This is a genomic window from Martelella mediterranea (assembly GCF_004342225.1).
Lineage (GTDB): Bacteria > Pseudomonadota > Alphaproteobacteria > Rhizobiales > Rhizobiaceae > Martelella > Martelella mediterranea_B.
The window spans coordinates 208,965-231,622 of record NZ_SMAR01000002.1 but is presented as its reverse complement, the minus strand read 5'-3'; the positions used below and the strand labels follow the sequence as shown (position 1 = coordinate 231,622).

General features: G+C 54.6%; 26 protein-coding genes. 19 read left to right on the top strand and 7 right to left on the bottom strand.

Annotated features, from left to right (window positions below; translation table 11 throughout):
• Positions 1-160: 160 nt before the first annotated feature.
• Entirely contained in the window at positions 161-703 is a 543-nt protein-coding gene (hemJ, locus tag EDC90_RS02565) for a protoporphyrinogen oxidase HemJ (protein ID WP_245510898.1), read from the bottom strand.
• A 12-nt stretch (positions 704-715) separates the two neighbouring features.
• A complete protein-coding gene (gene hemE / locus EDC90_RS02560) occupies positions 716-1,738 on the bottom strand; it encodes a uroporphyrinogen decarboxylase (RefSeq protein ID WP_132308220.1) in 1,023 nt (340 codons plus the stop codon).
• Positions 1,739-2,147: 409 nt separating this feature from the next.
• Between hemE and EDC90_RS02555 the strand changes: the two genes are divergently transcribed.
• The 5 genes from EDC90_RS02555 to dnaQ are packed head-to-tail and all read left to right on the top strand — an operon-like array spanning position 2,148 to position 5,786.
• The gene (locus tag EDC90_RS02555) at positions 2,148-2,969 is read left to right on the top strand and encodes a pyruvate, water dikinase regulatory protein (RefSeq protein ID WP_132308340.1); all 822 of its coding nucleotides are present in this window, start codon (positions 2,148-2,150) and stop codon (positions 2,967-2,969) included.
• Between the two features lie 39 nt (positions 2,970-3,008).
• The gene (locus EDC90_RS02550) at positions 3,009-3,623 is read left to right on the top strand and encodes a Maf family nucleotide pyrophosphatase (protein ID WP_132308218.1); all 615 of its coding nucleotides are present in this window, start codon (positions 3,009-3,011) and stop codon (positions 3,621-3,623) included.
• Positions 3,620-4,480 (top strand): shikimate dehydrogenase, encoded by an 861-nt coding sequence (locus tag EDC90_RS02545; protein WP_132308216.1) that lies wholly within the window; start codon positions 3,620-3,622, stop codon positions 4,478-4,480. Before EDC90_RS02550 ends, EDC90_RS02545 begins: the two co-directional genes overlap by 4 nt.
• Positions 4,477-5,076, top strand: coding sequence for a dephospho-CoA kinase (gene coaE, locus EDC90_RS02540; protein ID WP_132308214.1), 600 nt, complete (start codon positions 4,477-4,479; stop codon positions 5,074-5,076). The genes EDC90_RS02545 and coaE overlap by 4 nt, the downstream gene beginning before the upstream one ends.
• A 5-nt stretch (positions 5,077-5,081) precedes the next feature.
• Positions 5,082-5,786, top strand: a complete 705-nt coding sequence (gene dnaQ, locus EDC90_RS02535; RefSeq protein WP_132308338.1) for a DNA polymerase III subunit epsilon — start codon at positions 5,082-5,084, stop codon at positions 5,784-5,786.
• A 135-nt stretch (positions 5,787-5,921) separates the two neighbouring features.
• On the opposite strand, the gene secB is transcribed toward dnaQ, so the two are convergent.
• Together secB and EDC90_RS02525 are read right to left on the bottom strand one after the other, a co-directional pair.
• Positions 5,922-6,404, bottom strand: a complete 483-nt coding sequence (secB, locus tag EDC90_RS02530; RefSeq protein WP_132308212.1) for a protein-export chaperone SecB — start codon at positions 6,402-6,404, stop codon at positions 5,922-5,924.
• 155 nt (positions 6,405-6,559) lie between these two features.
• Positions 6,560-7,126: an FxsA family protein gene (locus EDC90_RS02525; protein ID WP_132308210.1), complete on the bottom strand. Its 567-nt coding sequence runs from the start codon at positions 7,124-7,126 to the stop codon at positions 6,560-6,562.
• A 145-nt stretch (positions 7,127-7,271) separates the two neighbouring features.
• Here EDC90_RS02525 and EDC90_RS02520 point away from each other — a divergent pair, with 145 nt between their 5' ends.
• From EDC90_RS02520 to gyrB, 6 genes are all read left to right on the top strand, one after another.
• Positions 7,272-7,973 (top strand): Tim44/TimA family putative adaptor protein, encoded by a 702-nt coding sequence (locus tag EDC90_RS02520; RefSeq protein WP_132308208.1) that lies wholly within the window; start codon positions 7,272-7,274, stop codon positions 7,971-7,973.
• A 93-nt stretch (positions 7,974-8,066) separates the two neighbouring features.
• Positions 8,067-8,630 carry a Smr/MutS family protein gene (locus EDC90_RS02515; protein ID WP_132308206.1) on the top strand — a complete coding sequence of 188 codons (564 nt, stop codon included), beginning with the start codon at positions 8,067-8,069 and terminating at the stop codon, positions 8,628-8,630.
• 12 nt (positions 8,631-8,642) lie between these two features.
• Entirely contained in the window at positions 8,643-9,005 is a 363-nt protein-coding gene (locus EDC90_RS02510; protein WP_132308204.1) for a helix-turn-helix domain-containing protein, read from the top strand.
• A gap of 261 nt (positions 9,006-9,266) precedes the next feature.
• Positions 9,267-9,473: a hypothetical protein gene (locus EDC90_RS02505; RefSeq protein WP_132308202.1), complete on the top strand. Its 207-nt coding sequence runs from the start codon at positions 9,267-9,269 to the stop codon at positions 9,471-9,473.
• A 134-nt stretch (positions 9,474-9,607) separates the two neighbouring features.
• Positions 9,608-9,958 carry a hypothetical protein gene (locus EDC90_RS02500; RefSeq protein ID WP_132308200.1) on the top strand — a complete coding sequence of 117 codons (351 nt, stop codon included), beginning with the start codon at positions 9,608-9,610 and terminating at the stop codon, positions 9,956-9,958.
• Positions 9,959-10,177: 219 nt separating this feature from the next.
• Positions 10,178-12,643, top strand: coding sequence for a DNA topoisomerase (ATP-hydrolyzing) subunit B (gene gyrB, locus EDC90_RS02495; RefSeq protein ID WP_132308198.1), 2,466 nt, complete (start codon positions 10,178-10,180; stop codon positions 12,641-12,643).
• Between the two features lie 63 nt (positions 12,644-12,706).
• Here the strand turns inward: gyrB and EDC90_RS02490 are convergent, their stop codons facing one another.
• Positions 12,707-13,300 carry a nitroreductase family protein gene (locus EDC90_RS02490; protein ID WP_132308196.1) on the bottom strand — a complete coding sequence of 198 codons (594 nt, stop codon included), beginning with the start codon at positions 13,298-13,300 and terminating at the stop codon, positions 12,707-12,709.
• 253 nt (positions 13,301-13,553) lie between these two features.
• On the opposite strand from EDC90_RS02490, the gene EDC90_RS02485 reads away from it, so the two are divergent.
• The 8 genes from EDC90_RS02485 (at position 13,554) to EDC90_RS02450 (ending at position 20,445) form a co-directional block, all read left to right on the top strand.
• A complete protein-coding gene (locus EDC90_RS02485; protein WP_132308194.1) occupies positions 13,554-13,988 on the top strand; it encodes a DUF2852 domain-containing protein in 435 nt (144 codons plus the stop codon).
• 162 nt (positions 13,989-14,150) lie between these two features.
• Complete coding sequence (locus EDC90_RS02480; RefSeq protein WP_132308192.1) at positions 14,151-14,903, top strand: M48 family metallopeptidase; 753 nt, start codon at positions 14,151-14,153, stop codon at positions 14,901-14,903.
• Positions 14,904-14,963: 60 nt separating this feature from the next.
• The gene (locus EDC90_RS02475; RefSeq protein ID WP_132308190.1) at positions 14,964-15,626 is read left to right on the top strand and encodes a phosphoribosylanthranilate isomerase; all 663 of its coding nucleotides are present in this window, start codon (positions 14,964-14,966) and stop codon (positions 15,624-15,626) included.
• A 6-nt stretch (positions 15,627-15,632) separates the two neighbouring features.
• On the top strand, positions 15,633-16,859 hold the full coding sequence (gene trpB / locus EDC90_RS02470; RefSeq protein ID WP_432419977.1) for a tryptophan synthase subunit beta: 1,227 nt from the start codon (positions 15,633-15,635) through the stop codon (positions 16,857-16,859).
• 3 nt (positions 16,860-16,862) lie between these two features.
• Complete coding sequence (locus EDC90_RS02465; protein WP_132308186.1) at positions 16,863-17,150, top strand: hypothetical protein; 288 nt, start codon at positions 16,863-16,865, stop codon at positions 17,148-17,150.
• Between the two features lie 28 nt (positions 17,151-17,178).
• Entirely contained in the window at positions 17,179-18,018 is an 840-nt protein-coding gene (gene trpA / locus EDC90_RS02460) for a tryptophan synthase subunit alpha (protein WP_132308184.1), read from the top strand.
• Positions 18,019-18,061: 43 nt separating this feature from the next.
• Positions 18,062-19,012 carry an acetyl-CoA carboxylase, carboxyltransferase subunit beta gene (gene accD / locus EDC90_RS02455; protein WP_132308182.1) on the top strand — a complete coding sequence of 317 codons (951 nt, stop codon included), beginning with the start codon at positions 18,062-18,064 and terminating at the stop codon, positions 19,010-19,012.
• An 89-nt stretch (positions 19,013-19,101) separates the two neighbouring features.
• Complete coding sequence (locus EDC90_RS02450; RefSeq protein ID WP_132308180.1) at positions 19,102-20,445, top strand: bifunctional folylpolyglutamate synthase/dihydrofolate synthase; 1,344 nt, start codon at positions 19,102-19,104, stop codon at positions 20,443-20,445.
• Between the two features lie 67 nt (positions 20,446-20,512).
• Here the strand turns inward: EDC90_RS02450 and EDC90_RS02445 are convergent, their stop codons facing one another.
• Complete coding sequence (locus EDC90_RS02445) at positions 20,513-22,126, bottom strand: glucan biosynthesis protein (protein ID WP_207903830.1); 1,614 nt, start codon at positions 22,124-22,126, stop codon at positions 20,513-20,515.
• 135 nt (positions 22,127-22,261) lie between these two features.
• Complete coding sequence (trxA, locus tag EDC90_RS02440) at positions 22,262-22,585, bottom strand: thioredoxin (RefSeq protein ID WP_132308178.1); 324 nt, start codon at positions 22,583-22,585, stop codon at positions 22,262-22,264.
• Positions 22,586-22,658 lie beyond the last annotated feature (73 nt).

Here is a 22,658-nt window from a genome sequence, read left to right as displayed (position 1 = left end):
TGCGGGGATAGAGCAGGGCCAGATCGAATGGCTCAGGGGTATGCTACGCAATGCCTTTTTGGATGAGTTGGTGCAACGATACTGATTTGCTGCGCGCAATACAAGAGCAAACCGCACATTTACGTCAAGAAAAGAAGATCACAAGCCTTTTCTTTAGTCATCAAAATGGCTTCAGGATCACCATAATCACCGCGATAATCATTAAAACCGTCGGGATTTCATTCACGATGCGCCAGTGCCGGGCTGTGGTTTTACGACCATCCCGGGCGAAATCCTTGATGGCCTTGCTGTAGTAACCATGCACGCCAGACATCAGCACTATGGCCAGAAGTTTCACGTGCAACCAACCATCTGCAAGCCAGCCACCGTCAAAGACAAGATAGAGGCCGAAAATCCAGGTCAGGATCATGGCCGGGTTCATGATCACCTTCATCAACCGCGTTTCCATAACCTTGAATGTTTCCGATTTTTCAGATCCCGGTTCACTGTCAGCATGATAAACAAACAGGCGCGGCATATAAAACATGCCGGCCATCCAGGCGATAACAGCCATCACATGGATCGCCTTGGCCCAGAGATAAAAGTTCGGTCTGTCAAAAGCGAAAAGCCCGAGACAGATAAACAGGAAGATCAGAAGCGCCGTTAAAGCGCGGCTTGATGACTTCTTGCCCGCATTCTCTGATATCTCATTGTTTTTATTCACGCATTCCTCCCGTTACCCCCCACGAACGGTGTTAACCAGATCCGTTACATGTTCGGGGTCAGCCTCTGGTGTAATTCCATGGCCCAGATTGAAAATCAACGGCCCGTTTCCTAACACATCAAGGATTGCCTGCGCACGGTCGCGCATTGCCGTACCACCGGCCACAACAGATAAAGGATCCAGATTGCCCTGCACTGCCCCATCTTTCTGAAGCTCTGAAGCAAATTCAAGCGGAACGGTCCAGTCGAGGCCAATGGCATCAGCTTTGGTAATCTGACGATAGGTTTTAAGCTGCAACCCGGCACCTTTGGCAAAGGCAATCACTTTCGCATCAGGCCGCACCGTACGAACCCTTTCAATGATCCGTGCAACAGGTTTTGCAGCAAAATCGTAAAAGTCCTGTTCGCCCAGGATGCCAGCCCAGCTGTCAAAGATCTGAACCGTGTCGGCGCCAGCTTCGAGCTGCCTGATCAGATATTCAGCGGAAAGGTCAGCAAGGATATCAAGAAGAATTAGGAATTCTTTCCTGTAGCGATAGGCAAAAAGGCGAGCTGGTGCCTGATCCGGCGTTCCGCGGCCAGCAATCATATAGGTGGCAACCGTCCACGGAGCGCCGCAGAAGCCGATCAGTGTCGTTTCACGGGGCAGAGCTTCACGGATGCGCTGGATCGCCTCCAGCACCGGTTTTAGCGTCTCAGTGACAGGTTTATCAGCAAGAGCCTCAATTTCTGAGGCTGATATAGGCTCCATTCGTGGCCCTTCGCCTTTTTCAAAGCGAACACCACGTTTCAGCGCATCCGGAAGGATGAGAATATCGGAAAACAGGATGGCTGCATCAAAGCGATAACGGCGTATCGGTTGCAGCGTCACTTCTGTTGCAAGATCCGGTGTATAGCAGAGATTTAGAAATCCCCCTGCCTTTTCCCGGACAGCGCGATATTCGGGCAGATATCGCCCGGCCTGACGCATCAGCCAGATCGGTGGCGGAGATACGGTCTCACCTTCGAGAACCCGCATGAGCTTTCGTTTTTGCATATCCCCAGCCTTCCCAAATAATGAATCTGTTGATTGTTGGATTCCTTTTATTTCTTAGAGTCTGTGAGGATCAAGGATTAAAGGCTCTTCCATGTTTGTGAGTCTTTTCCCCGTTTTCGACTCCTGAATGCAGTCTTGGATCTGAACCGGATTGCTGGTTTTATGGAAAAGTGGGAAAAGCAGTTTTGATTCAGATAATTGCCATCGCAGACGCGGCTGTTCAAGCTGTGGAAAACCCTCTCACAAGGTCTGAAACGGTAGTACTTATCCCCACTGTCCACAAATCTTGTTCATGCGCTTCCACGAAAATGGGATTGTGGATAAACCGGTGACCTATACACAGGCTCATTGGATGGTCTCGTTTTGCCGCCCGGCTATCCAGCTTTATGCACAGGAGGCAAAGAATATCGTGGGAAACCGCAAAAACTTCTTTCACCTGCATATGATCTCTGATTCGACGGGGGAAACACTGATTTCTGCCGGACGTGCAGCGGCGGCGCAGTTTGGCGGTTATGAGCCGATTGAGCACGTCTATCCGCTGATCCGGAACCGCAAACAGCTGCTTTCAGTGTTGCGCGCGATCGACGAGGCACCAGGTATCGTGCTTTACACCGTCGTGAACGAAGAGCTTGGTGCGCTCATTGATGAGATGTGCCGCGACATGGATGTACCGTGCGTGAATGTACTGGAGCCGGTGGTTGGACTTTTCCAGACCTATCTTGGCACGACGTCGCGCCGGCGGGTTGGTGCGCAGCACAGCCTGGATGAAGACTATTTCGCGCGTATTGAAGCTCTGAATTTCACCATGGAACATGATGACGGCCAGATGCCGGAGAGCTACGATGAGGCCGATGTTGTTATCATTGGCATCAGCCGCACATCCAAAAGCCCCACCAGCGTTTACCTTGCCAATCGTGGGATCAAAACCGCCAATATTCCAATTGTGCCGGGAACGCCTTTACCGGAAAGTTTATACCGTTCGGAGAAGCCGTTGATCGTCTGCCTGATCGCCTCACCTGCCAGAATTTCTCAGGTTCGCGCGTTTCGCGAGTTTGGCAGCGGTGCGGATGAGGGGAAGAATGAGTATATCGACCGCGCCTCAATAGCCGAGGAACTGAAATATGCCCGCGCGCTGGCAGTACAGAATGACTGGCCGGTGATTGATGTCACGCGGCGTTCGATTGAGGAAACCGCCGCCGCGATCCTTGCCCTTAAATATCACGTCAAGTAATCAGGTGACTTGAAACCCCGCCGCATCAAGGAGGATGGGATGCAGGATAATGTCAGAGCGCCGGCCCAGCTTATTCTGGCATCGACCAGCCCGTCACGGCGTGCACTGTTGAACAATGCCAGGCTCGATTTTTCCAGCATTCGACCGCATGTCGATGAGCGGGCGGTTGAAACGCCTTATGTGAAAACCGGCGCTTCACCGGAATTTCTGGCCGGGCTTTTGTCGAGAGCGAAGGCGCTGGATGTAGCAAACCGTATTCCCGGTGTTTATGTCATCGGCGGTGATCAGGTCATGGCATTTGAAGGGGCCGCCTATTCAAAGCCGGAAAGCCGGCACGAAGCCAAAGCGCATCTTTCACGTTTGTCCGGCAAGACCCATTATCTCCACAGCGCTTTTGCCATCGCCCGCGATGATGTGGTGCTTTTTGAAGATTGCCAGACCGCAAAGCTGACCATGCGGACACTCAGTGAGCCGGAGATTGAGGCTTATCTCTCCCGCATTTCTGATGAAGCACTTTTTTCATCCGGTGTTTATCAGCTCGAAGGTTTAGGGGTTCAGCTGTTCTCGAAAATCGAAGGTGACTATTTCACCATACTGGGCATGCCGATGCTTTCGCTTCTGTCAGCGCTCAGAACTTTGGGAGTGAGACCATGAATGTTCCACGTGAAACGAACAAACGCCGCGCCTGCATTATCGGCCATCCGGTTTCCCATTCCCGCTCTCCGATGGTCCATTGCTATTGGCTGAAGGCCTATGGTTTGTCTGGCGAATATGTGCGCAAGGATGTTGCTCCTGAAGACATGCCGGCCTTTATGGACGATCTTCGCTCCGGTGCGGCAGGCTTTATCGGTGGAAATGTCACCATGCCGAACAAGGCAGCCGCGTTTGAACTGGCAGACCGGCCCGATGAGCTTGCCAAAGCGCTGGGCGCTGCCAACACACTGTGGGTTGAAGACGGGCTGATTTATGCCAGCAATACAGACGGGATTGGCTTCACCGGCAATCTCGATGCCTCACATCCCGGCTGGGACAAGGTGGAAAAAGCAGTAGTTCTGGGCGCCGGTGGTGGTGCTCGTTCGATTGTTCTGGCGCTTAAAAATCGTGGGATCGCGGAGATTTGCATTCTCAATCGCACGATCGGGAAAGCTGAAGAACTGGCCAGCTGGTTTGGCGAAGGTGTTTCGGCGCACAAAATGGACGGGCTTGCCGGGGGGCTTGAAGGGGCTGGGCTTTTCGTCAACACAACCTCGCTGGGCATGAAAGGATCGCCGGTGCCTGAATTTGATTTCAGCGCGATGAAGACCGGCAGTCTGGTGGCGGATATTGTCTATGTTCCGCTTGAAACATCGATCCTCAAACAGGCGAAGGAACAGGGTTTCAAAACGGCAGAAGGCCTCGGTATGCTGTTGCATCAGGCCGTGCCCGGCTTTGAAAAATGGTTTGGAAAAAAGCCCGTGGTGGATGACGCCCTCAGGGCAGAAATCATCGCGGACCTGGAGGCAAACGGTTGATTGTCATCGGTTTGACAGGGTCCATCGGCATGGGCAAGTCGACGACGGCGCAGTTTTTTTCAGAACATGGTGTGCCTGTTCACAATGCCGATCAGGCCGTTCACGCTCTTTATCGGGGCAAGGCTGTCGATCCCGTCGAAGCGGCTTTTCCCGGCGTGTCGCGCGATGGGGTGATTGACCGGATGCGTCTTGGCAAAGCGTTGGCGGGAAAACCTGAGAACTTCCAAAAGCTTGAGGCGATTGTTCATCCCTTGGTTTTTGAAGCTCGTCAGGCGTTTTTGAAGAAGGCCGAGGCCGATGGGGCCGAGATGGCACTTCTTGATATTCCACTGTTGTTTGAGACCGGTGGGGATCGCGATGTCGATTGTGTCGTCGTTGCCAGCTGCGATGCGGCGACGCAGCGTCAGCGTGTGCTGGAGCGCCGTGGCATGACAGTGGAAAAGTTCGAAAACATCCTCAAAAGGCAAATGCCTGATAGCGAAAAGCGGGCACGGGCTGATTATACTGTCGATACGGGTCAAGGCTTTGATGGTGCGCGGCGGGCTGTTGATGCGATCATTGCCGACATCAGAACCAAAGGAAAAAAGCAGCGATGAAGGGTATTCGCGATATCATCTTCGATACCGAAACCACAGGTATGGACAATAAGGAAGACCGCATTATCGAGATCGGGGCGGTTGAGCTCATCGATCATTTCCCGACGGGGAAAACCTTCCATGTATATATCAATGCCGACGGTCAGCCGGTTCATCCCGAAGCACTGAGGGTGCATGGTATCAGCGATGAATTTCTGGCGGATAAGCCGAAATTTTCTGCAATCGCCGATGAAATGCTGGCCTTCTTCGAGGGCGCCCGCTGGATCGCGCATAACGCGACCTTCGATATGGGGTTCATCAATGCCGAGCTGGCGCGGCTTGGAAAACCTTCAATTTCTGATGATATTGTTGTCGACACACTGGCACTGGCACGGCGCAAGCATCCGATGGGGCCGAATAATCTGGATGCGCTGTGTAAGCGCTATGCCATTGATAATGCACACCGCACCAAACACGGGGCGCTTCTCGATGCCGAGCTTCTTGCGGAAGTCTACATCGAGATGTCCGGTGGCCGGCAGGCGGCCTTAAGGCTGGTGAACAAGGGTGATGATGATGGCTATGATGCGGATGGCAATATTCGCAAGCTGGCACCGCTTGTCCGCCCGCGCCCGCTCGCTTCGCGCATTCATCCTGAAGAGGTGGAGGCACACCAGAAGATGCTGGAAGAAATCGGCGAAAAGGCTTTATGGCACAAGGTGTCAGGCCAATAATCCTGGAGTGCCGAGCATCCATTCGGATGCACAAAGCACGATGCTGTAGCAGGGCTTTCTTGTACTTGGCGACACAAAAAACCCGGCTTTAAGGCCGGGTTTTGCATGTGAATAAACCGCTGGCAGCAAGGCTGATCAGTTGGTTGTCTGCTGAACCTTGGAGCGGGCCTGTTCTTCGGCCATACGCTTCTGGAACATCTGAGCAAAGTCGATCGGGTCAACCAAAAGCGGCGGGAAGCCACCATTGCGGGTCGCATCTGCAACAATCTGGCGTGCGAACGGGAAGAGCAGACGCGGGCATTCGATGAACAGCATCGGCAGCATGTGCTCTTTCGGGAAGTTGGCAACGCGGAAGACACCGCCGTAAACCAGTTCGCACAGGAACAGCGATTTCTCGCCGGATTTACCTTCGGCTTTCAGCGACAGGGTAACGTCGTAAGTGTCTTCGCCGATCGGGTTGGCGTTCACATTGACATTGATGCTGATTTCCGGCTGGCCGTCACGCTTCTGAAGCGATGCCGGTGCGCCCGGATTTTCAAAGGAAAGATCCTTTATGTACTGAGTGAGAATGCTCAGCGACGGGCTTTCCTGCTTGCTTGCGCCGTTTTCCTCTGCCATTTCACGTCCTTTCGAGTGGTCAGTTTGGGATGCCAGTTAGCATCTTGCACGGAAAGGCACAACCCTGCGGGCCTGAACGCAAGCCCCTGAAATGCGGGGCAAAGCGTCGGTTCAGCGGTTTCGGCTGAGGGTATGTCCAGGGGATTTGTATTTCGCTAGTTGTGCCGTTTGTCGTCGTGATCCGGTTTGTCACCGGAGCCGTCATTGGATTTGTCTTTCCATGGCGAATTCGGGTCAGGCTCGGATGACGAAAAATCAGATGAGTCCAGATCGACAACCTTTGGTCCCTCGCCCGGGCGTCGTGGCTGCGGTCCGCCACGCCCACGGCCGGGGCCAGCTCCGCCGGAGCGGAAATAGACAGTCCGCTCAGAAACACTCATCACGTTTCTGCTCATATATTTCCAGACAAGGTCGCGGATCGGTGGAATGAAGAGCAGAAAGCCGAGGATGTCCGTAACGAATCCGGGTATGAGCAGCAGAATACCTGCGATCACGATCATGGCACCATGAATGAGGTCGCGTCCTGGATCCTCGTTATCATTTACGTCGGTATTCAGGCGCTGCAATACACCAAAACCCTGAATGCGCAGAAGCGCTGCGCCAATCATGGCAGTGAGAATGATCAGGCCGAGCGTCGGAAGCACGCCGATAGCCCGACCGACGATGATGAACCCTGCGATTTCCACAAACGGAAAAAGAAAAATGGCGATCAGTAGGGGCAAGAGATGTTAATCCTGTTTCCGGCGTTCGTGATTTTAGCCATACGGACGAATGCAAGCACTCAATTTCAGTGTTACATTTGAATCATGGCCCTGTGAAGTCTATATGGGGCTTAGAGATTTTAGAGCAAACGGCGGTTGAGACAAAATGGGCACAAGTGATCTGATTACCCTGTTCTTTCTGGTTGCTGCGGTGGTGATCTTCTTCCAGCTTCGCAGCGTGCTGGGCCGTCGTACAGGCAGTGAAAAGCCGCGTTACGAGCAGTCGCAGGCGCGCTCGCGTGCTGAAACGGTGGATGCCGCGACCAAGGAAGGTAACGTGATTACTCTTCCTGGTGCCGAGAAAGAGCATAAAGCTGCACGTCTGGCAGCAGTCGACCGTGTTTCGCCTGAGGGCAGCGCGCTGAACAACGGCTTGCGCGAAATTGTTGAAAACGATGCACAGTTTGAGCCGGAAGAATTCCTGAAAGGCGCACAGTCTGCCTATGAGATGATCGTCATGTCTTTTGCCGATGGCGATCGTCGCACCTTGAAAAATCTTCTGTCGAAAGAGGTTTTCGAAGGCTTCAATGCCGCCATGAGCGAGCGTGAATCCAAAGGCGAGACGGTCAAGGCGAGCTTTGTCGGCATCGAGAAAGCCGATTTTACCGAAGCTGAAGTGGAAAAGAATGAAGCCCGTATCACCCTGAGAATCGTGAGCCAGATGATTTCTGCGACCTATAGCAAGGACGGGGAACTGGTTGATGGTGATCCTGATGAAATCGCAGAAGTGCGGGATCTGTGGACATTTGCCCGTGACATGCGGGCGCGTGATCCGAACTGGAAACTGATCGCCACCGCTTCAGAATAGGATACAGAAGCGGGCAACGATTTGACAGCTGAGGCGGCGGCCTGGAGAAATTGGCCGCCCTCTTTTTGCATAATGACCGGAGAGCGTTGAAAAATGAGCCGCCGGAAGCTCTCCTCAGAAGAACGGGAACTCTGGAATAAGGTCGCGCGTACGGCACGCCCCCTGCCCGGCAAAAAACTTGAAAAGCCTGCCGCTGTGGAAGAAAGCTTTTCAGATTTGATCAATGATATGTCCAGTCCGCAAAAAAAGCGAACGACACGCGAAACCACTGTTTCGCCGCTTGCACTGCCCAAGAAACAACAGCAAAATCAACAGAAGCATCATCCGCTGGAACGTCCGGTAAAACGCAAGATCGCGCGTGGACGTATTTCCATCGATGCAAAGATAGATCTTCATGGCTTGTTCCAGGATGAGGCGCATGCGCTTTTATATGCGTTTCTGACCCGCTCACATTCCAGAGGACACAGACATGTGCTGGTGATCACGGGTAAGGGAACGTCGCTTGGCAGCGAGGGCGTTCTAAAGCGCTCGGTTCCATTGTGGTTCTCGCTGCCGGAGTTCCGGCCACTGATCTCATCTTATGAGACAGCGGCCCGTCACCACGGTGGCGAGGGAGCGCTTTATGTCCGGCTGGCGCGAAAGAACAGGCCGCAGTAGAGGGAGTGGACAATGACGCCGTTCGGAGAGGCCCTTCGCCAGCTCAGAGCGGAACGGGGCGTCTCCCAGAAGCAGATGGCAGATGCCATCGGCGTTTCGGCCGCCTATCTTTCTGCTTTGGAGCATGGCCGCCGCGGCAAACCGAGTTTCGATTTTCTGCAGCGTGTCGCCGGGTACTTCCACATCATCTGGGATGATGCAGAGGCATTGTTTGATATCGCCGATCTTTCAGATCCGCGTGTCATCGTCGATACCGCAGGACTTCCCGCTGCGCATACGAAATTTGCCAACCGGCTCGCGCGTCATATCGGTATGCTTGATACCGAAACGATTGAAGAGCTTCAGGCCATTATCGACAAGCAGGTGAAACGCTGACACTGCGTTCTTCCGCGAAAGTCTGGTTGCTTCAAAAAAATGTCATCTGCGGGTTTCGATTTGAGGGAAGTCAAAGCAGCAAAGGGCCTTTTTGCTAACCTGAAATTGCATTCAGGATCCCGGAGTGCTTCTGGCCAAAGAGGTTCTTTGCATCCGGCTTAGCGGGCGCTCGGGATCCTGAATGCTGAAGCTGATACCCCCAAAAAGGGGTGAAGGTTTCACCGCCCGAATGAAATCCGCATTTGCTCCATGGAGACCGCAATGGGCCATCAGAGTGTCCCGGCAACGGCAACCCGCGTACAGCCCGGCGATAACGAAAACCAGATCGTTCGTGACAGCTATCTTTATCTGCACTGGAACGGCATTCTCACTCACGATAAGGCTGAGACGGAAATGGCTACATTTGCCAGTGCTGCCCTTCTGGAACCGGATCATAAGTGGAAACGGAAATTCGGGCTCGCGCGCTGAAATAAAAGCCGCGCGTAACCCCGGCCACCTGAAAAACCCCGCTTCCGACAGAAGGCGCCGAAAAGGCTGACGGCTGCCTCTGACAGAAGTGGGGTGGTGGCTGCATCCTATCCCGGGTAGAGGGCCTTTGCTCCGTGGCAAAGGCCCTCTGGTTTACGACCAGCTTCTCATCAGGCAATGCCTGGAATTTGCAGGCTGCGTTGATTTGGCTCCATCGGGCTTGGCTTATCCCGGAGTGGAGCAAAACGGCTTTCCTGCCAGACACGCGCATTGAACGCGATGATGAAACCCGCGCGGACTTGTCGGCTTCTCCGCTGGCAGAAGCTTTTGACGGCAAATACAAAAAAATGCCTCCAGATGTCGAAATTGATACGTCAGACCGACAGGAAACCAGCATATCCGGAGTATTTTCCTGCGGCGATGCCGCATGCTCTCAATACGCGGTAACACCTGCGATCGCCGAAGAAGCTTGGGCCGAGCTGTAAGGTAAAAAACTGAACTTCACCGGGCTTTAAAACCGGGCCTTTGGAAGGCGGTCTGTCAGACCGGTCGTTCTGCTATGGGCTTATCAACGAATTCGCTGTAAAAGGCGGGTCCGTGATTTGAGTGCGCGCGGGTTTTGACCTAGACTGCAGGCTTATGAATGCGGTGATTCGCAAGCGTTTTTTCGCGCCGCGCTCCTGAAAAGTTTGGAAAGACCGTTAATGACCGAAACACCTGAAACCGCAAGCGTCGACTTGCCCGAATACGGTGCCGATTCCATCAAGGTTCTCAAGGGCCTGGATGCTGTGCGTAAACGTCCGGGCATGTATATCGGCGACACGGACGACGGATCCGGCCTGCATCATATGATTTATGAGGCCGTGGATAACGCGATTGACGAAGCATTGGCCGGTCATGCCGATCTTGTCACCGTTCAGCTGAATGCTGATGGTTCCTGCACTGTCATCGATAACGGTCGCGGTATTCCCACTGATATCCATCAGGGTGAAGGTGTTTCGGCTGCTGAAGTGATTATGACGCAGCTTCATGCCGGCGGTAAATTCGACCAGAACTCCTACAAGGTTTCCGGCGGTTTGCACGGCGTTGGCGTTTCGGTGGTCAATGCACTGGCAACCTGGCTGAAGCTCAGGATCCGCCGGAATGGCGAAATCCATGAAATGACCTTTTCGCACGGTGTGCCGGATGCCCCTTTGGCACAGACGGGCTCCTACACTCCGGATGCATCTGCAACGGGCACATATGAAGGGCGTTCGGGCACAGAGCTGACCTTCCTGCCAAGCCCGGAAACCTTTTCAAAAACCGAGTTTGATTATGCAACGCTGGAAAAGCGCCTGCACGAACTGGCCTTTCTGAACTCCGGTGTGCGCATTCTGCTGATCGATAATCGCGGTGCTGAGCCGGTCTCGAAGGAGCTGCATTATGAAGGCGGTCTGGCCGCTTTTGTGGCTTATCTCGATCAGTCGAAAAAGCCGCTGGTCAGCAACCCGATTGCCATTTCATCCGAGAAGGATGGCATTACGGTTGAGGTCGCGATGTGGTGGAATGACAGCTATCATGAAAATGTGCTGTGCTTTACCAATAATATCCCGCAGCGTGATGGCGGCACACATATGGCTGGTTTCCGTGGCGCATTGACACGCCAGATGGTTGCTTATGCCGATTCATCCGGTATCCTGAAGAAAGAGAAGGTTTCTCTCACCGGCGATGACTGCCGGGAAGGCCTGACGGCCGTTCTTTCCGTGAAGGTTCCTGATCCGAAATTCTCTTCGCAGACAAAAGACAAGCTTGTTTCCTCCGAAGTGCGTCCTGTGGTGGAAAGCTGCGTTAATGAGACACTCGGGCAGTGGCTGGAAGAACATCCGAATGAAGCCAAGGTGCTGGTGACCAAGGTGGCCGAAGCTGCTGCTGCCCGTGAGGCGGCACGCCGCGCACGTGAATTGACACGACGCAAGGGCGCGCTTGATATCGCCTCCCTGCCCGGCAAGCTGGCTGACTGTTCAAACCGTGATCCGGCCCGCTCCGAACTGATCCTGGTGGAGGGGGACTCCGCTGGTGGATCGGCCAAACAGGGACGTTCGCGTGAGACACAGGCAATCCTGCCGCTGCGCGGCAAGATCCTGAATGTTGAAAAGGCCCGGTTCGACAAGATGCTGTCGAGCCAGGAAATCGGCACGATGATCACCGCGCTTGGCACCGGCATCGGCAAGGATGAATTTAACGCAGACAAGCTGCGTTATCACAAGATCATCATCATGACCGATGCTGACGTCGATGGCGCCCACATCCGTACACTTCTTTTGACATTCTTCTTCCGGCAGATGCCTGAGCTGATCGAACGCGGGCACCTCTATATTGCGCAGCCGCCGCTTTATAAGGTCTCGCGCGGCAAGTCGGTTCAGTATCTCAAACATGAGCAGGCTCTGGAAGATTATCTGATTGATCAGGGTCTTGAAGACGCCGGACTGCGGCTGCACAGCGGTGAAGTGCGCGCCGGTGAGGATCTGCGCCGTGCCGTTCTTGACTCCGTGCGGATGCGTAACCTGATGGAAGGGCTGCATTCCCGTTATGATCGGGATGTGGTCGAGCAGGCGGCGGTGGCCGGCGCATTGAATGCCGAACGTATCTCGAACCCCGATGAAGCCGAGCGCCTGGCGCAGGATGTCGCCCGTCGTCTGGATATGATTGCCGAAGAAACCGAGCGTGGCTGGCAGGGCTTAGTCCGCGACGACGGCGGGTTGCGGCTTGAGCGCACCGTTCGTGGCGTGAAGGAAGTGGCAACGCTTGATATGGGGCTGATTGGCTCGACCGACGCCCGCTATATCGATCAGATGCAGCCACGCCTGCATGAGATCTATGAGCATCCGCCACTTCTGACCCGCAAGAATGGCGATAAGTGGGTTTATGGTCCACGCGCGCTTCTGGAAGCTGTCTTCGAAGCCGGTCGCAAGGGCCTGACAATGCAGCGCTATAAAGGTCTTGGTGAAATGAATGCCGAGCAGCTATGGGAAACCACGATGGACCCGAATGTCCGTTCATTGCTGCAGGTAAAAGTTGCCGATGCAACGAGCGCCGATGGTCTGTTCTCGCGTCTGATGGGCGATGAAGTGGAGCCGCGTCGCGACTTCATTCAGGATAACGCTCTTTCTGTTGCAAACCTCGACATCTGACGACGGCTGATTTGTATTATTCGTTCCGGGAAGGCGGTGCCAAAGGCACCGCCTTCTTTTCGTTCAGCCTTTGAAATGACCTTCAAAAACCACTTCCGACAATGGCTTGCGGCTGCTGGGGGCCTCGCGTTCCTGCAATGCTTCGGGCAGGTCTTCCTTGCGGCCATATTTGCCGATCGCGAAAGCCATCTCCACGGTGTAGTCGGCCGGAACGCCGAATTTTTCCGCGATTTTGTCCTTGTGGATGCCGCCCATGCCGTGGGTATCGTAGCCCAGCATCTTGGCCTGAAGAGAAGCTGCCATCCAGGCAGAACCGCTGTCAAAGGCATGACCGGCATTGTCAGCCCAGCCGCCATCGCGGTTCAGTCGTTTGGTATGTGACACCATGAACACCAGCGCGGCAGCATTTCCTGCCCAAACCTGGTTGGCTTCCATCAGCAGTGCCACAGCCTCGTCCCATCCGTCTTTGTCCCGTAAGACGTAAATAAACCGCCAGGGCTGCACGTTCAGAGCAGATGGTGCCCAGCGCGAAGCGTCCAGCACGGTCAGCAGATCCTCCACAGGCATTGGCTTGCCGTCAAAAGCGCGTGGACCCCAGCGATCCAGAAAGATCGGGTTGATCGGATATTCGGACTGTCTGTGATTGGATTCAGTCATCAGCGTTGGCTTTCTGAAACAAGTTGAAAAGAAAATCTCTTCTACGGATTACATCGGTAGGCAGAGGCGGTCAAAACCTCACTCTGGTCAGGCATATTCGAAAATCACTGAAAAGTCCCGGCGAAGTCGAGTGCCCTTTTCTGATGGTTTAGTATGCTCCTTACTAAAAATTTTATTGAATAAAATGATGACAATCACCACCTTGAAATCAAGTGAAGCGCGTAATCGGGTTTAGATCCGGAGGAAATTGTCAATGAACGAGACAGCATGGCTGCGTCCGGCGTGGACGCCTCTGACGATTGCCCTGATGGTGATCGGTTTTATTGTTTACTGGCCGGTTGGGCTGGTCATGCTCGCCTATATCATCTGGGGCGACAGAATTAACGTGCCGCGCAGTGGTGGAATGCGTCAGAGAGCTGAAAAGGCTTTTGGTCAGTGCCGCCGCAGTGCACGCCGGGCTGAAAGCACCATGTCATCGTCTGGCAATGCTGCCTTTGATGAATGGCGGCGCAACGAGATGGATCGTATTGAAGCCGAGCGGCGAAAGCTTGATGAGATGCGGGCAGACTTTGATAATTATATGCGTGAACTGAAAAAGGCACGGGACCGCGAAGAGTTTGAGCGCTTCATGCGTGAGCATGGGACCAAAATGGACCGCAATCGCGAGGAACCTTCGCCTTCGATATGAGTTTATAGAGTAAATGACCTCTTAATTAAACCGGCGCTTCAGTCCCTGCGAAGCGCCGGTTTTTTGTGTATCAGTCCATCGCAACGCCTCAGAAAGGCATTTGCTTCTCGCGCTGAAGCGGCTAAAAACCGGGCAGTGAATGAAGATGGATGATGACTGCCAATGGCGATCAGGCATGCGGCGATGAAAGCGACAGCAGAAACGGTTGAGCTTGGCGGACGTCACCTGCCGCTGGCCGTGAAAACGCACCCGCGCGCGCGTCGCATGACCTTGAAGATTGAGCCCGGTGGGCGGGCGCTTAGCCTCACCGTGCCACCAGGTCTCCCTCGTCATGAGATCGATGGTTTTTTACGTCGTCATCATGACTGGCTTCTGGACAAGATCTCTCGCTTCCCTGAAGGTGGCGACACAGTGGTTAAGATCGGTGCCACCGTTCCGGTTCTCGGGCTTGATCATCGGATTATCCATAGCGGCAATCTGCGGGGACTAACAAAAGCCACACCGGGCCAGAATGAACGTGATCCCAGCGTTTTATGCGTCAGCGGTCCGGAAGACCGCGCCGGAATGCGGGTGGCAGATTATCTGAAGACTGTCGCAAAACGGGAAATTGGCGTGCGGGTGGCGGTTCATGCCGCTGCAAGCGGTAAAAAAGTGGCGTCCATAGCTTTCAAGGATACCAAAACCCGTTGGGGTTCCTGCTCCTCAAAGGGCAACCTGAATTTTTCATGGCGGATTGCGATGGCACCGCCTGAAATCGTTGACTATCTTGCTGCCCATGAGGTTGCCCATCTGACAGAAATGAACCACGGGCCGCGCTTTTGGGCGCTTTGCAGAAAGCTTTGTCCCCACACCGAAAGCGCGCGTGCCTGGCTGAAGGAAAACGGCACGGTTTTGCACGCTGTGCGGTTCGAGTGAATTTCAGCATTTTGTGCAGGAATTTTTACGCAGCACGGATCGATATGTTATGAAACACCTATGAAAAGACCTGAAATCAAGATCTGTGGCCTGAAGAACGAAGCAGCAATCGACCAGGTGATTGCGCGCGGCGCTGACTATGTCGGTTTCATATTCTTCGGTAAAAGCCCGCGCCATGTGGAAACCGATGAGGCCGCACGGCTGATCGAGCATGTTGGCGGACGTGCGAAAACAGTCGCCGTCACCGTTAATGCCGATAATGATTATCTGGAAGAAATCGTATTCGGTGCAAAGCCGGATATGCTGCAATTACATGGCAAGGAAAGCGTGGAAAGGGTGCTGACGGTCAAGGCGCTGTTTGCGAAACCGGTGATCAAGTCCTTTTCAATCCGCACGGCTGAAGATCTCGTAGTCACAGAAGCTTATGAAGGTGTTGCTGATCGTGTGCTTTTTGATGCCAAGCCGCCGGAAGGCGCTGTCCTGCCTGGCGGAAACGGCATCACCTTTGATTGGCGCTTGCTCGCAGGGATGAGGGATTCTATTCCTTATTTTCTGTCGGGTGGTCTGAATGCTGAGAATGTCGGTGAAGCCATTGTCAAAACCGGTGCTCCGGGGCTCGATATATCTTCGGGCGTGGAAATTGCACCAGGCGTGAAGGACCCAGGCCGGATCGATGCCTTTTTTGATGCTGTAGCACATGCCTTGGAAAGCCAGACGGCTTAAGGGAGAATGAAGTTGAACGAGACGCTGAAACCCAATTCTTTCAAATCCGGTCCGGATGAAAACGGCCTGTTCGGTATCTTCGGTGGGCGCTTTGTCGCCGAAACACTGATGCCGCTTATTCTTGAGCTTCAGGAAGAGTGGGAAAAGGCGAAAGATGACCCGGAATTCCGTGCAGAACTGACCGCCCTTGGCAAGCATTATACCGGGCGCCCGAGCCCGCTATATTACGCCGAGCGTCTGAGTGAGCATCTCGGTGGCGCGAAAATCTATTTCAAGCGCGAAGAGCTGAACCACACAGGGTCGCACAAGATAAACAACTGTCTTGGCCAGATCCTTCTGGCAAAACGTATGGGGAAGACACGTATCATTGCTGAAACGGGCGCTGGTCAGCACGGTGTTGCATCGGCAACCGTTGCTGCCCGTTTCGGGCTTCCTTGCGTGGTTTATATGGGCGCGACCGATGTGGAGCGTCAGGCACCGAACGTCTTCCGCATGAAGCTTCTGGGGGCAGAGGTAAAACCCGTCACCGCTGGGCATGGTACGCTGAAGGATGCCATGAACGAGGCGCTGCGTGACTGGGTGACGAATGTCGAAGATACCTACTATCTGATTGGCACTGCGGCCGGTCCCCATCCCTATCCCGAGCTTGTTCGCGACTTTCAGTCGGTAATCGGGACCGAAGCAAAGGAACAGATCATGGAAGCCGAAGGCCGCCTGCCGGATCTGGTGGTTGCGGCCGTCGGAGGCGGATCGAATGCGATTGGCATTTTCCACCCGTTCCTTGATGATCCTGAAGTGAAAATTGTTGGTGTGGAAGCCGGTGGTCGCGGTCTGGATGGTGAAGAACATTGTGCATCGCTGACGGCGGGTGCACCCGGTGTGCTGCATGGCAACCGCACCTATCTGCTGCAGAATGAAGACGGGCAGATCAAGGAAGGACACTCGGTCTCCGCCGGGCTGGATTATCCCGGTATCGGCCCGGAGCATTCATGGCTCAATGATATTGGCCGCGTTGAATATGTGCCGATTATGGACAATGAGGCGCTGGAAGCGTTTCAGCTGATGACCCGCCTGGAAGGCATCATTCCAGCCCTTGAAACCAGCCATGCCATTGCCGAGATCATCAAACGCGCACCGCAAATGGGCAAGGACCAGATCATTATTGCCAATCTTTCCGGCCGTGGTGACAAGGATGTGCACACCGTCGGCAAGATTCTCGGCATGGAGATGTAATCCATGAACGAGGCCCGCGCGGCGACCATTGAGGATATGTCGGAACTTGCCGAAGCGCTGTTCGATATTATCGAAGAAGAAAATGCAGAAACACCGGATCTGCGCCACGCTGTTGTGGAGGCATTGGCGCATCAAAACCTCTTCAATATCGAGATGCTCTCCGCCCTCTCCATCCTTTCAGAAGGCGGTCGACCGGAAGCTGAACTCGACAGTATGCTTCTGAATATGAAGTCGGTGCACAAGTCTCTGGTCAGGGCCATTACCGCATGGTCGGAAGAAGACGAACAGTAATGATCGCGGGACGCCACGGAGTAAGACGATGACCGAACGTATGGAAAAACGCTTTTCTGATCTGAAGGCCGAGGGGCGGCCGGCGCTGATCACCTATTTCATGGGCGGCGACCCTGATTTTGAAACCTCACTGGAAATCATGAAGGCTTTGCCAAAGGCGGGTGCCGATGTGATCGAGCTGGGCATGCCGTTTTCCGATCCGATGGCAGATGGCCCTGCCATCCAGATGGCAGGTTTACGCGCGCTGAAAGCCGGGCAAACATTGAACAGGACACTGGAACTGGCCCGTGAATTCCGAAAGGAAGATGCCGATACGCCGATCGTGATGATGGGCTACTATAACCCGATCTACATCCACGGCGTCGATGCCTTTATTCAGGATGCACTTGATGCCGGGATTGACGGGCTGATCATCGTTGATCTGCCGCCGGAAATGGATACGGAACTGTGCATACCGGCACTGGCAAAGGGCTTGAACTTTATCCGGCTTGCCACACCGACAACGGATGAAAAGCGCCTGCCGACCGTTCTCAATAACACATCCGGCTTTGTCTATTATGTCTCAATGACCGGCGTAACCGGCTCGGCGCTTCCGGATCCTTCAAAGGTTGGTGCCGCCGTTTCGCGCATCAAGGCGCATACAGACCTTCCCGTTTGCGTTGGCTTTGGTGTGAAAACCGCAGAACATGCCCGCCTCATTGGCGCTGCTGCCGATGGCGTTGTTGTCGGCACAGCCGTCGTCAATCAGATTGCGGGCAGTCTGGATCAGGATAATCAGGCCACCAAGGACACGGTTGATGCCGTTTCGACCTTTGTGAAGGGCCTTTCCAGCGGCGTTCGCAGCGCCCGCCTTGCGGCAGCCGAGTAAATCTGGCAAACGGCAAGGCAATATTACTCAGGAGGTTCATCTGGTGAACTGGATTACGAACTATGTGCGGCCGCGGATCAATTCCATGTTTGGCCGCCGTGAGGTTCCCGAGAATTTGTGGATCAAATGCCCGGAAACCGGTGCAATGGTGTTTCACACCGATCTGGAAGAAAACAAGTGGGTGATCCCGTCATCCGGCTTTCACATGAAAATGCCGGCGCGTGCGCGATTGAAAGACCTGTTTGATGATGGTGCGTTCGAAGAGCTGCCACAGCCGAAGGTGGCGCAGGACCCGCTGAAATTCCGGGATTCCAAAAAATATGCTGACCGGCTCAAGGAAAACCGCGCCAAGGCCGATCAGGAAGATACAATCATAGCCGGTGTTGGTACGCTTGACGGGCTGAAGCTGGTCGCGGTTGTCCACGAGTTCAAGTTTCTCGGCGGTTCGCTTGGCATGGCAGCCGGTGAGGCGATCATTCAGGCGTTCGAACGGGCACTGAAAGAAAATAGCCCTCTGGTGATATTCCCGGCTTCCGGTGGAGCGCGCATGCAGGAAGGCATTTTGTCCCTCATGCAGATGCCGCGTGTGACGGTTATGGTCGAGATGATGCGCGAAGCAGGCCTGCCCTATATCGTGGTTTTGACCAACCCGACGACCGGTGGTGTTTCCGCTTCTTATGCGATGCTTGGCGATATCCAGATTGCCGAGCCGGGCGCCGAGATCGGCTTTGCCGGTCGCCGCGTGATTGAACAGACCATCCGCGAGCAATTGCCGGAAGGTTTTCAGACGGCTGAATACCTGCTGGATCACGGCATGGTTGATATGGTCGTTGATCGCCACGAGATCCCCGGCACGCTTTCTCGTCTCCTGAAAATCATGACCGGCGCACCGGCTGCTCCTGCCAGCGCCATGCTGGAACCGCCGCATGGCGAAGAAGCCGATCATGATGATGCGGATGACACAGAAGCCGCGGACGAAGCGGGACAGAACTGACAGGCTTTTTGGGCCTCGTAACCGCACCGGCCTGGAAAACTGCCGGTGCGCAGACAAATTGAAACCGCGCATCAGAAAGCGGGCCTATTATGGACAATCAATCCTTCGGCGCAGCCGAGCAGGTGATCGAGCACCTGATGCAATTGCATCCAAAAGGCTTCGATCTTTCGCTCGATCGTATCCGCATACTTCTGGAGAAATTCGGCAATCCGCACAAGAGCCTGCCACCGGTCATTCACATTGCCGGAACCAATGGCAAGGGTTCGACGAGCGCATTCTGTCGTGCTTTGCTGGAAGCCTCCGGGCTTTCGGTTCATGTTCATTCATCGCCGCATCTGGTGCGCTGGCATGAGCGGTTTCGCATCGGAGGTCCCGGCGGTACGAGCGGCTATGTTGACGATACGCTGCTGGCTGAGACGCTTCGGCGGGTGGAAGCTGTCAATGACGGTGCAAAGGCCACTGTTTTTGAGCTTCTGACCGCAGCCACCTTCGTGCTGTTTGCAGATATTCCGGCGGATGTCGTGATCCTCGAAGTCGGGCTGGGCGGTCGCTATGATGCCACGAATGTGATCGACAATCCGGCGGTTTCCGTGATCATGCCGATCTCGCTGGATCATCAGGCGTATCTCGGCGATCGTGTAGAGCTGATCGCGGCGGAAAAGGCCGGGATCATGAAACCGGGCAGTCCTGTTGTGATCGGGCATCAGGAATTTGAAGCCGCGGAAGAGGTTCTGATCGCGACCGCCGACAGGCTTGGCTGTCCGCTGCACATTTACGGGCAGGATTTTACCGCACACGAAGAACATGGCCGGCTGGTCTATCAGGACGGCGACGGGCTGATGGATCTGCCCCTGCCGCTTCTGCCGGGCCGGCACCAGCATGCAAATGCCGCGGCAGCCATTGCCGCTGTGAAGGCTGCAGGTTTCGTGCTGGAAGATATGGCGGTCGAACGGGCTATGCAGTCGGTTTTCTGGCCGGCACGGCTTCAGCGGCTTTATGAGGGTGTTCTCGTTGATGCCGCACCTCAGGGTTCAGAGCTTTGGCTCGATGGCGGGCATAATCCCGGAGCTGGTGAAGTGATCGCTGAAGCTCTGGCAAGTTTTGAGGAAAAGGAGCCGCGCCCGCTCTATCTGATCATCGGCATGATCAATACCAAAGATCCCTTCGGTTTCTTTGAGCATTTTGCAGGTCTTGCGCACTATGTTTACTGCGCGCCGATCAAAGGTACCGATGCCTTTATTGATCCCGTTGCGCTGGCGTCATCTGCGGCTGATGCTGGTCTTGCTGCAGAGCCGGTGTCGTCCATCGGTGAAGCGCTGGAGGCGATTTATGACCGGGCTGATCCAAATCAGCCGCCACCACGTATACTGATTGGCGGTTCGCTCTATTTTGCGGGCAATGCACTGGCTGAAAACGGCACACCACCGGCATGATGTGCGGTGGTTCCATTGTCAGGGTTCGACAAAGGGCGGGAAATTCCCGCCCTCATTTTTTGTCAGGTCACTCTTCTTCATACTGCTGATGATGAAACTGGCTGAGCCAGGTCTCGGTCAGGGGGGCGCCGTCTTTGACGAGGTAGGCTCTGACCTCAGAGGTATCGATTGTGTCATCGAATTTGAGGTCGAAGCTCAGGCGCCAGTCATCCGTTCCGACAATCGGCATGGCATAGGCATTGATAAGTTCTGCGCCATTGCCGACTGAAACTTCCGGCTTGACGCCATCGTCTGTTGTCAGGCCTTTCACAGCGCTGCCGGAGAAGTCCACGACAACCTTCACCTGATCACTCGGGCGCGGTTGCCCCGGCACGCCGCCCCGGCCAACACGGCTGGCCGTCGTGTGCGCCAGCGCAGCTGTTTCCGGTGCAGTTTCGGCCCAGTAGAGCCTGTAGGAAAAGTCGCGTTCATCACCGGCTTCCGGCAGGTCTTCCGGCATCCAGTAGGCGACGATATTGTCGTAGATCTCATCGTCCGTCGGCAGCTCGACGAGCTGAACGGCCCCCTTGCCCCAGTCGCCTTCCGGTTCGATCCAGGCTGACGGGCGCTTGTTATAAAACACGCCATCATCCTGATAGTGGTCGAACTTTCGGTCCCGCTGGATCAGGCCAAATCCGCGTGGGTTTTCATCATAAAAGCTTGAGGTGACCACCCGGTTTGGATTGTTGAGCGGTCTCCAGATCTGTTCGCCACTGCCGGTCAGAATCTGAAGGCCGTCGGAGTCATGTACTTCCGGCCGCCAGTCAAAGGCGGCGTTTCGATGCTTTTCGGAGTACCAGTACATTGATGTCAGCGGTGCAATCCCAAGCCGCTCAACGCTGTCGCGGAAGAACAGCCGGCTCTTGATATTCAGAACCTGGCCCTTGCCATCCTCGTTCTCGGCTTCGATACGATACGCCCCAGCGACGCTCGGACTATCAAGCAATGCGTAGATCACGATGTTTTCGCCGGGCATTTCACCCTGCTGTAGATAGAACGATGTGAAGCGTGGAAACTCTTCCGGTTCGGACATGCCGGTGTTTAGCGCAAGCGCACGGGCGGAAAGTCCATATTGGCGGTCCGGGCCATCGGTCCTGAAATAGCTGGCCCCCAGAAATGAGATCCAGTCGGTTTTAATATCCGGCCGCATCACCCGAAAGCCGGCAAAGCCAGCCTGATCTTCAACAGCCTTTGCGGGGCTGTCTTCCGGCATGTCGAAATAATCGGGGGTGTAGAGAACCTCCCGGGATTCACCATCTTTCACCAGATTGATGGTCACCGGCTCTTTGAAGTATTTGCCCTGATGGAAAAACTGAACCGGGGCCTCAGGTCCCACATCAACCGTATGATCTTTGCGGAACACGATCTTCCAGTGAGCATCATAGTCGATCTTGTCAAAAAGCTCGGGGTTCTTCACCGGATAAGGCTTGAAAGGTTCAGCGGCCATCTTCTCGGCCTTTTCGGCCAGAATATCGAACGAAAACGGCTGCGCCTCGCCAAGTTCGGGTTTGAAGTCCTGCGCATGGGCCGGCGTTGTGAAAGGCGACAGAGTGGAAAGGGCAGCGGTGAACAGTGCAGCGGTGAACAGTGCAGCGCCAAGAAGCGGTCGCGGCATCAAAGACGGTGTCAGGCGAAAGTTCATCAGGTGTCCAGTTCAGAGCGGTTTTTCAGGATTTGGACCCTAACGATTAACAGGCGTTTGGGTTCCCAATAAGACAAATAAAAAGCCTGCACTCATCGAGCACAGGCTTTCTGAAAGAACAGCTGATTTTAAAACTCAGCCAGCAACGCCGGAAATCCAGCTTGAAAGCGCAGACTTCGGTGAGGCGCCAACCTTCACATCAGCCACTTCGCCGCCCTTGAACATGGCCAGCATCGGGATTGATCGAACACCGTACTGAACAGCAAGATCCGGGTTATCGTCGACATTGACCTTGGCGATCTTGATCTTGCCGTCCATTTCGTCAGCAATCTCTTCCAGGCTCGGTCCGATCATACGGCACGGGCCGCACCATTCTGCCCAAAAATCGACGACGACAGGTGTTTCCGATTCCAGAACTTCCTGCTTGAAGTTGGCAGTGGTGACTTTAACAGTCGTCATAATGCGCTCCTTGGCAAGGTCGAAGACAAAAGGCTCAGCCCTTTCTTCGAACGTCAAATAATTGGCCTTCATG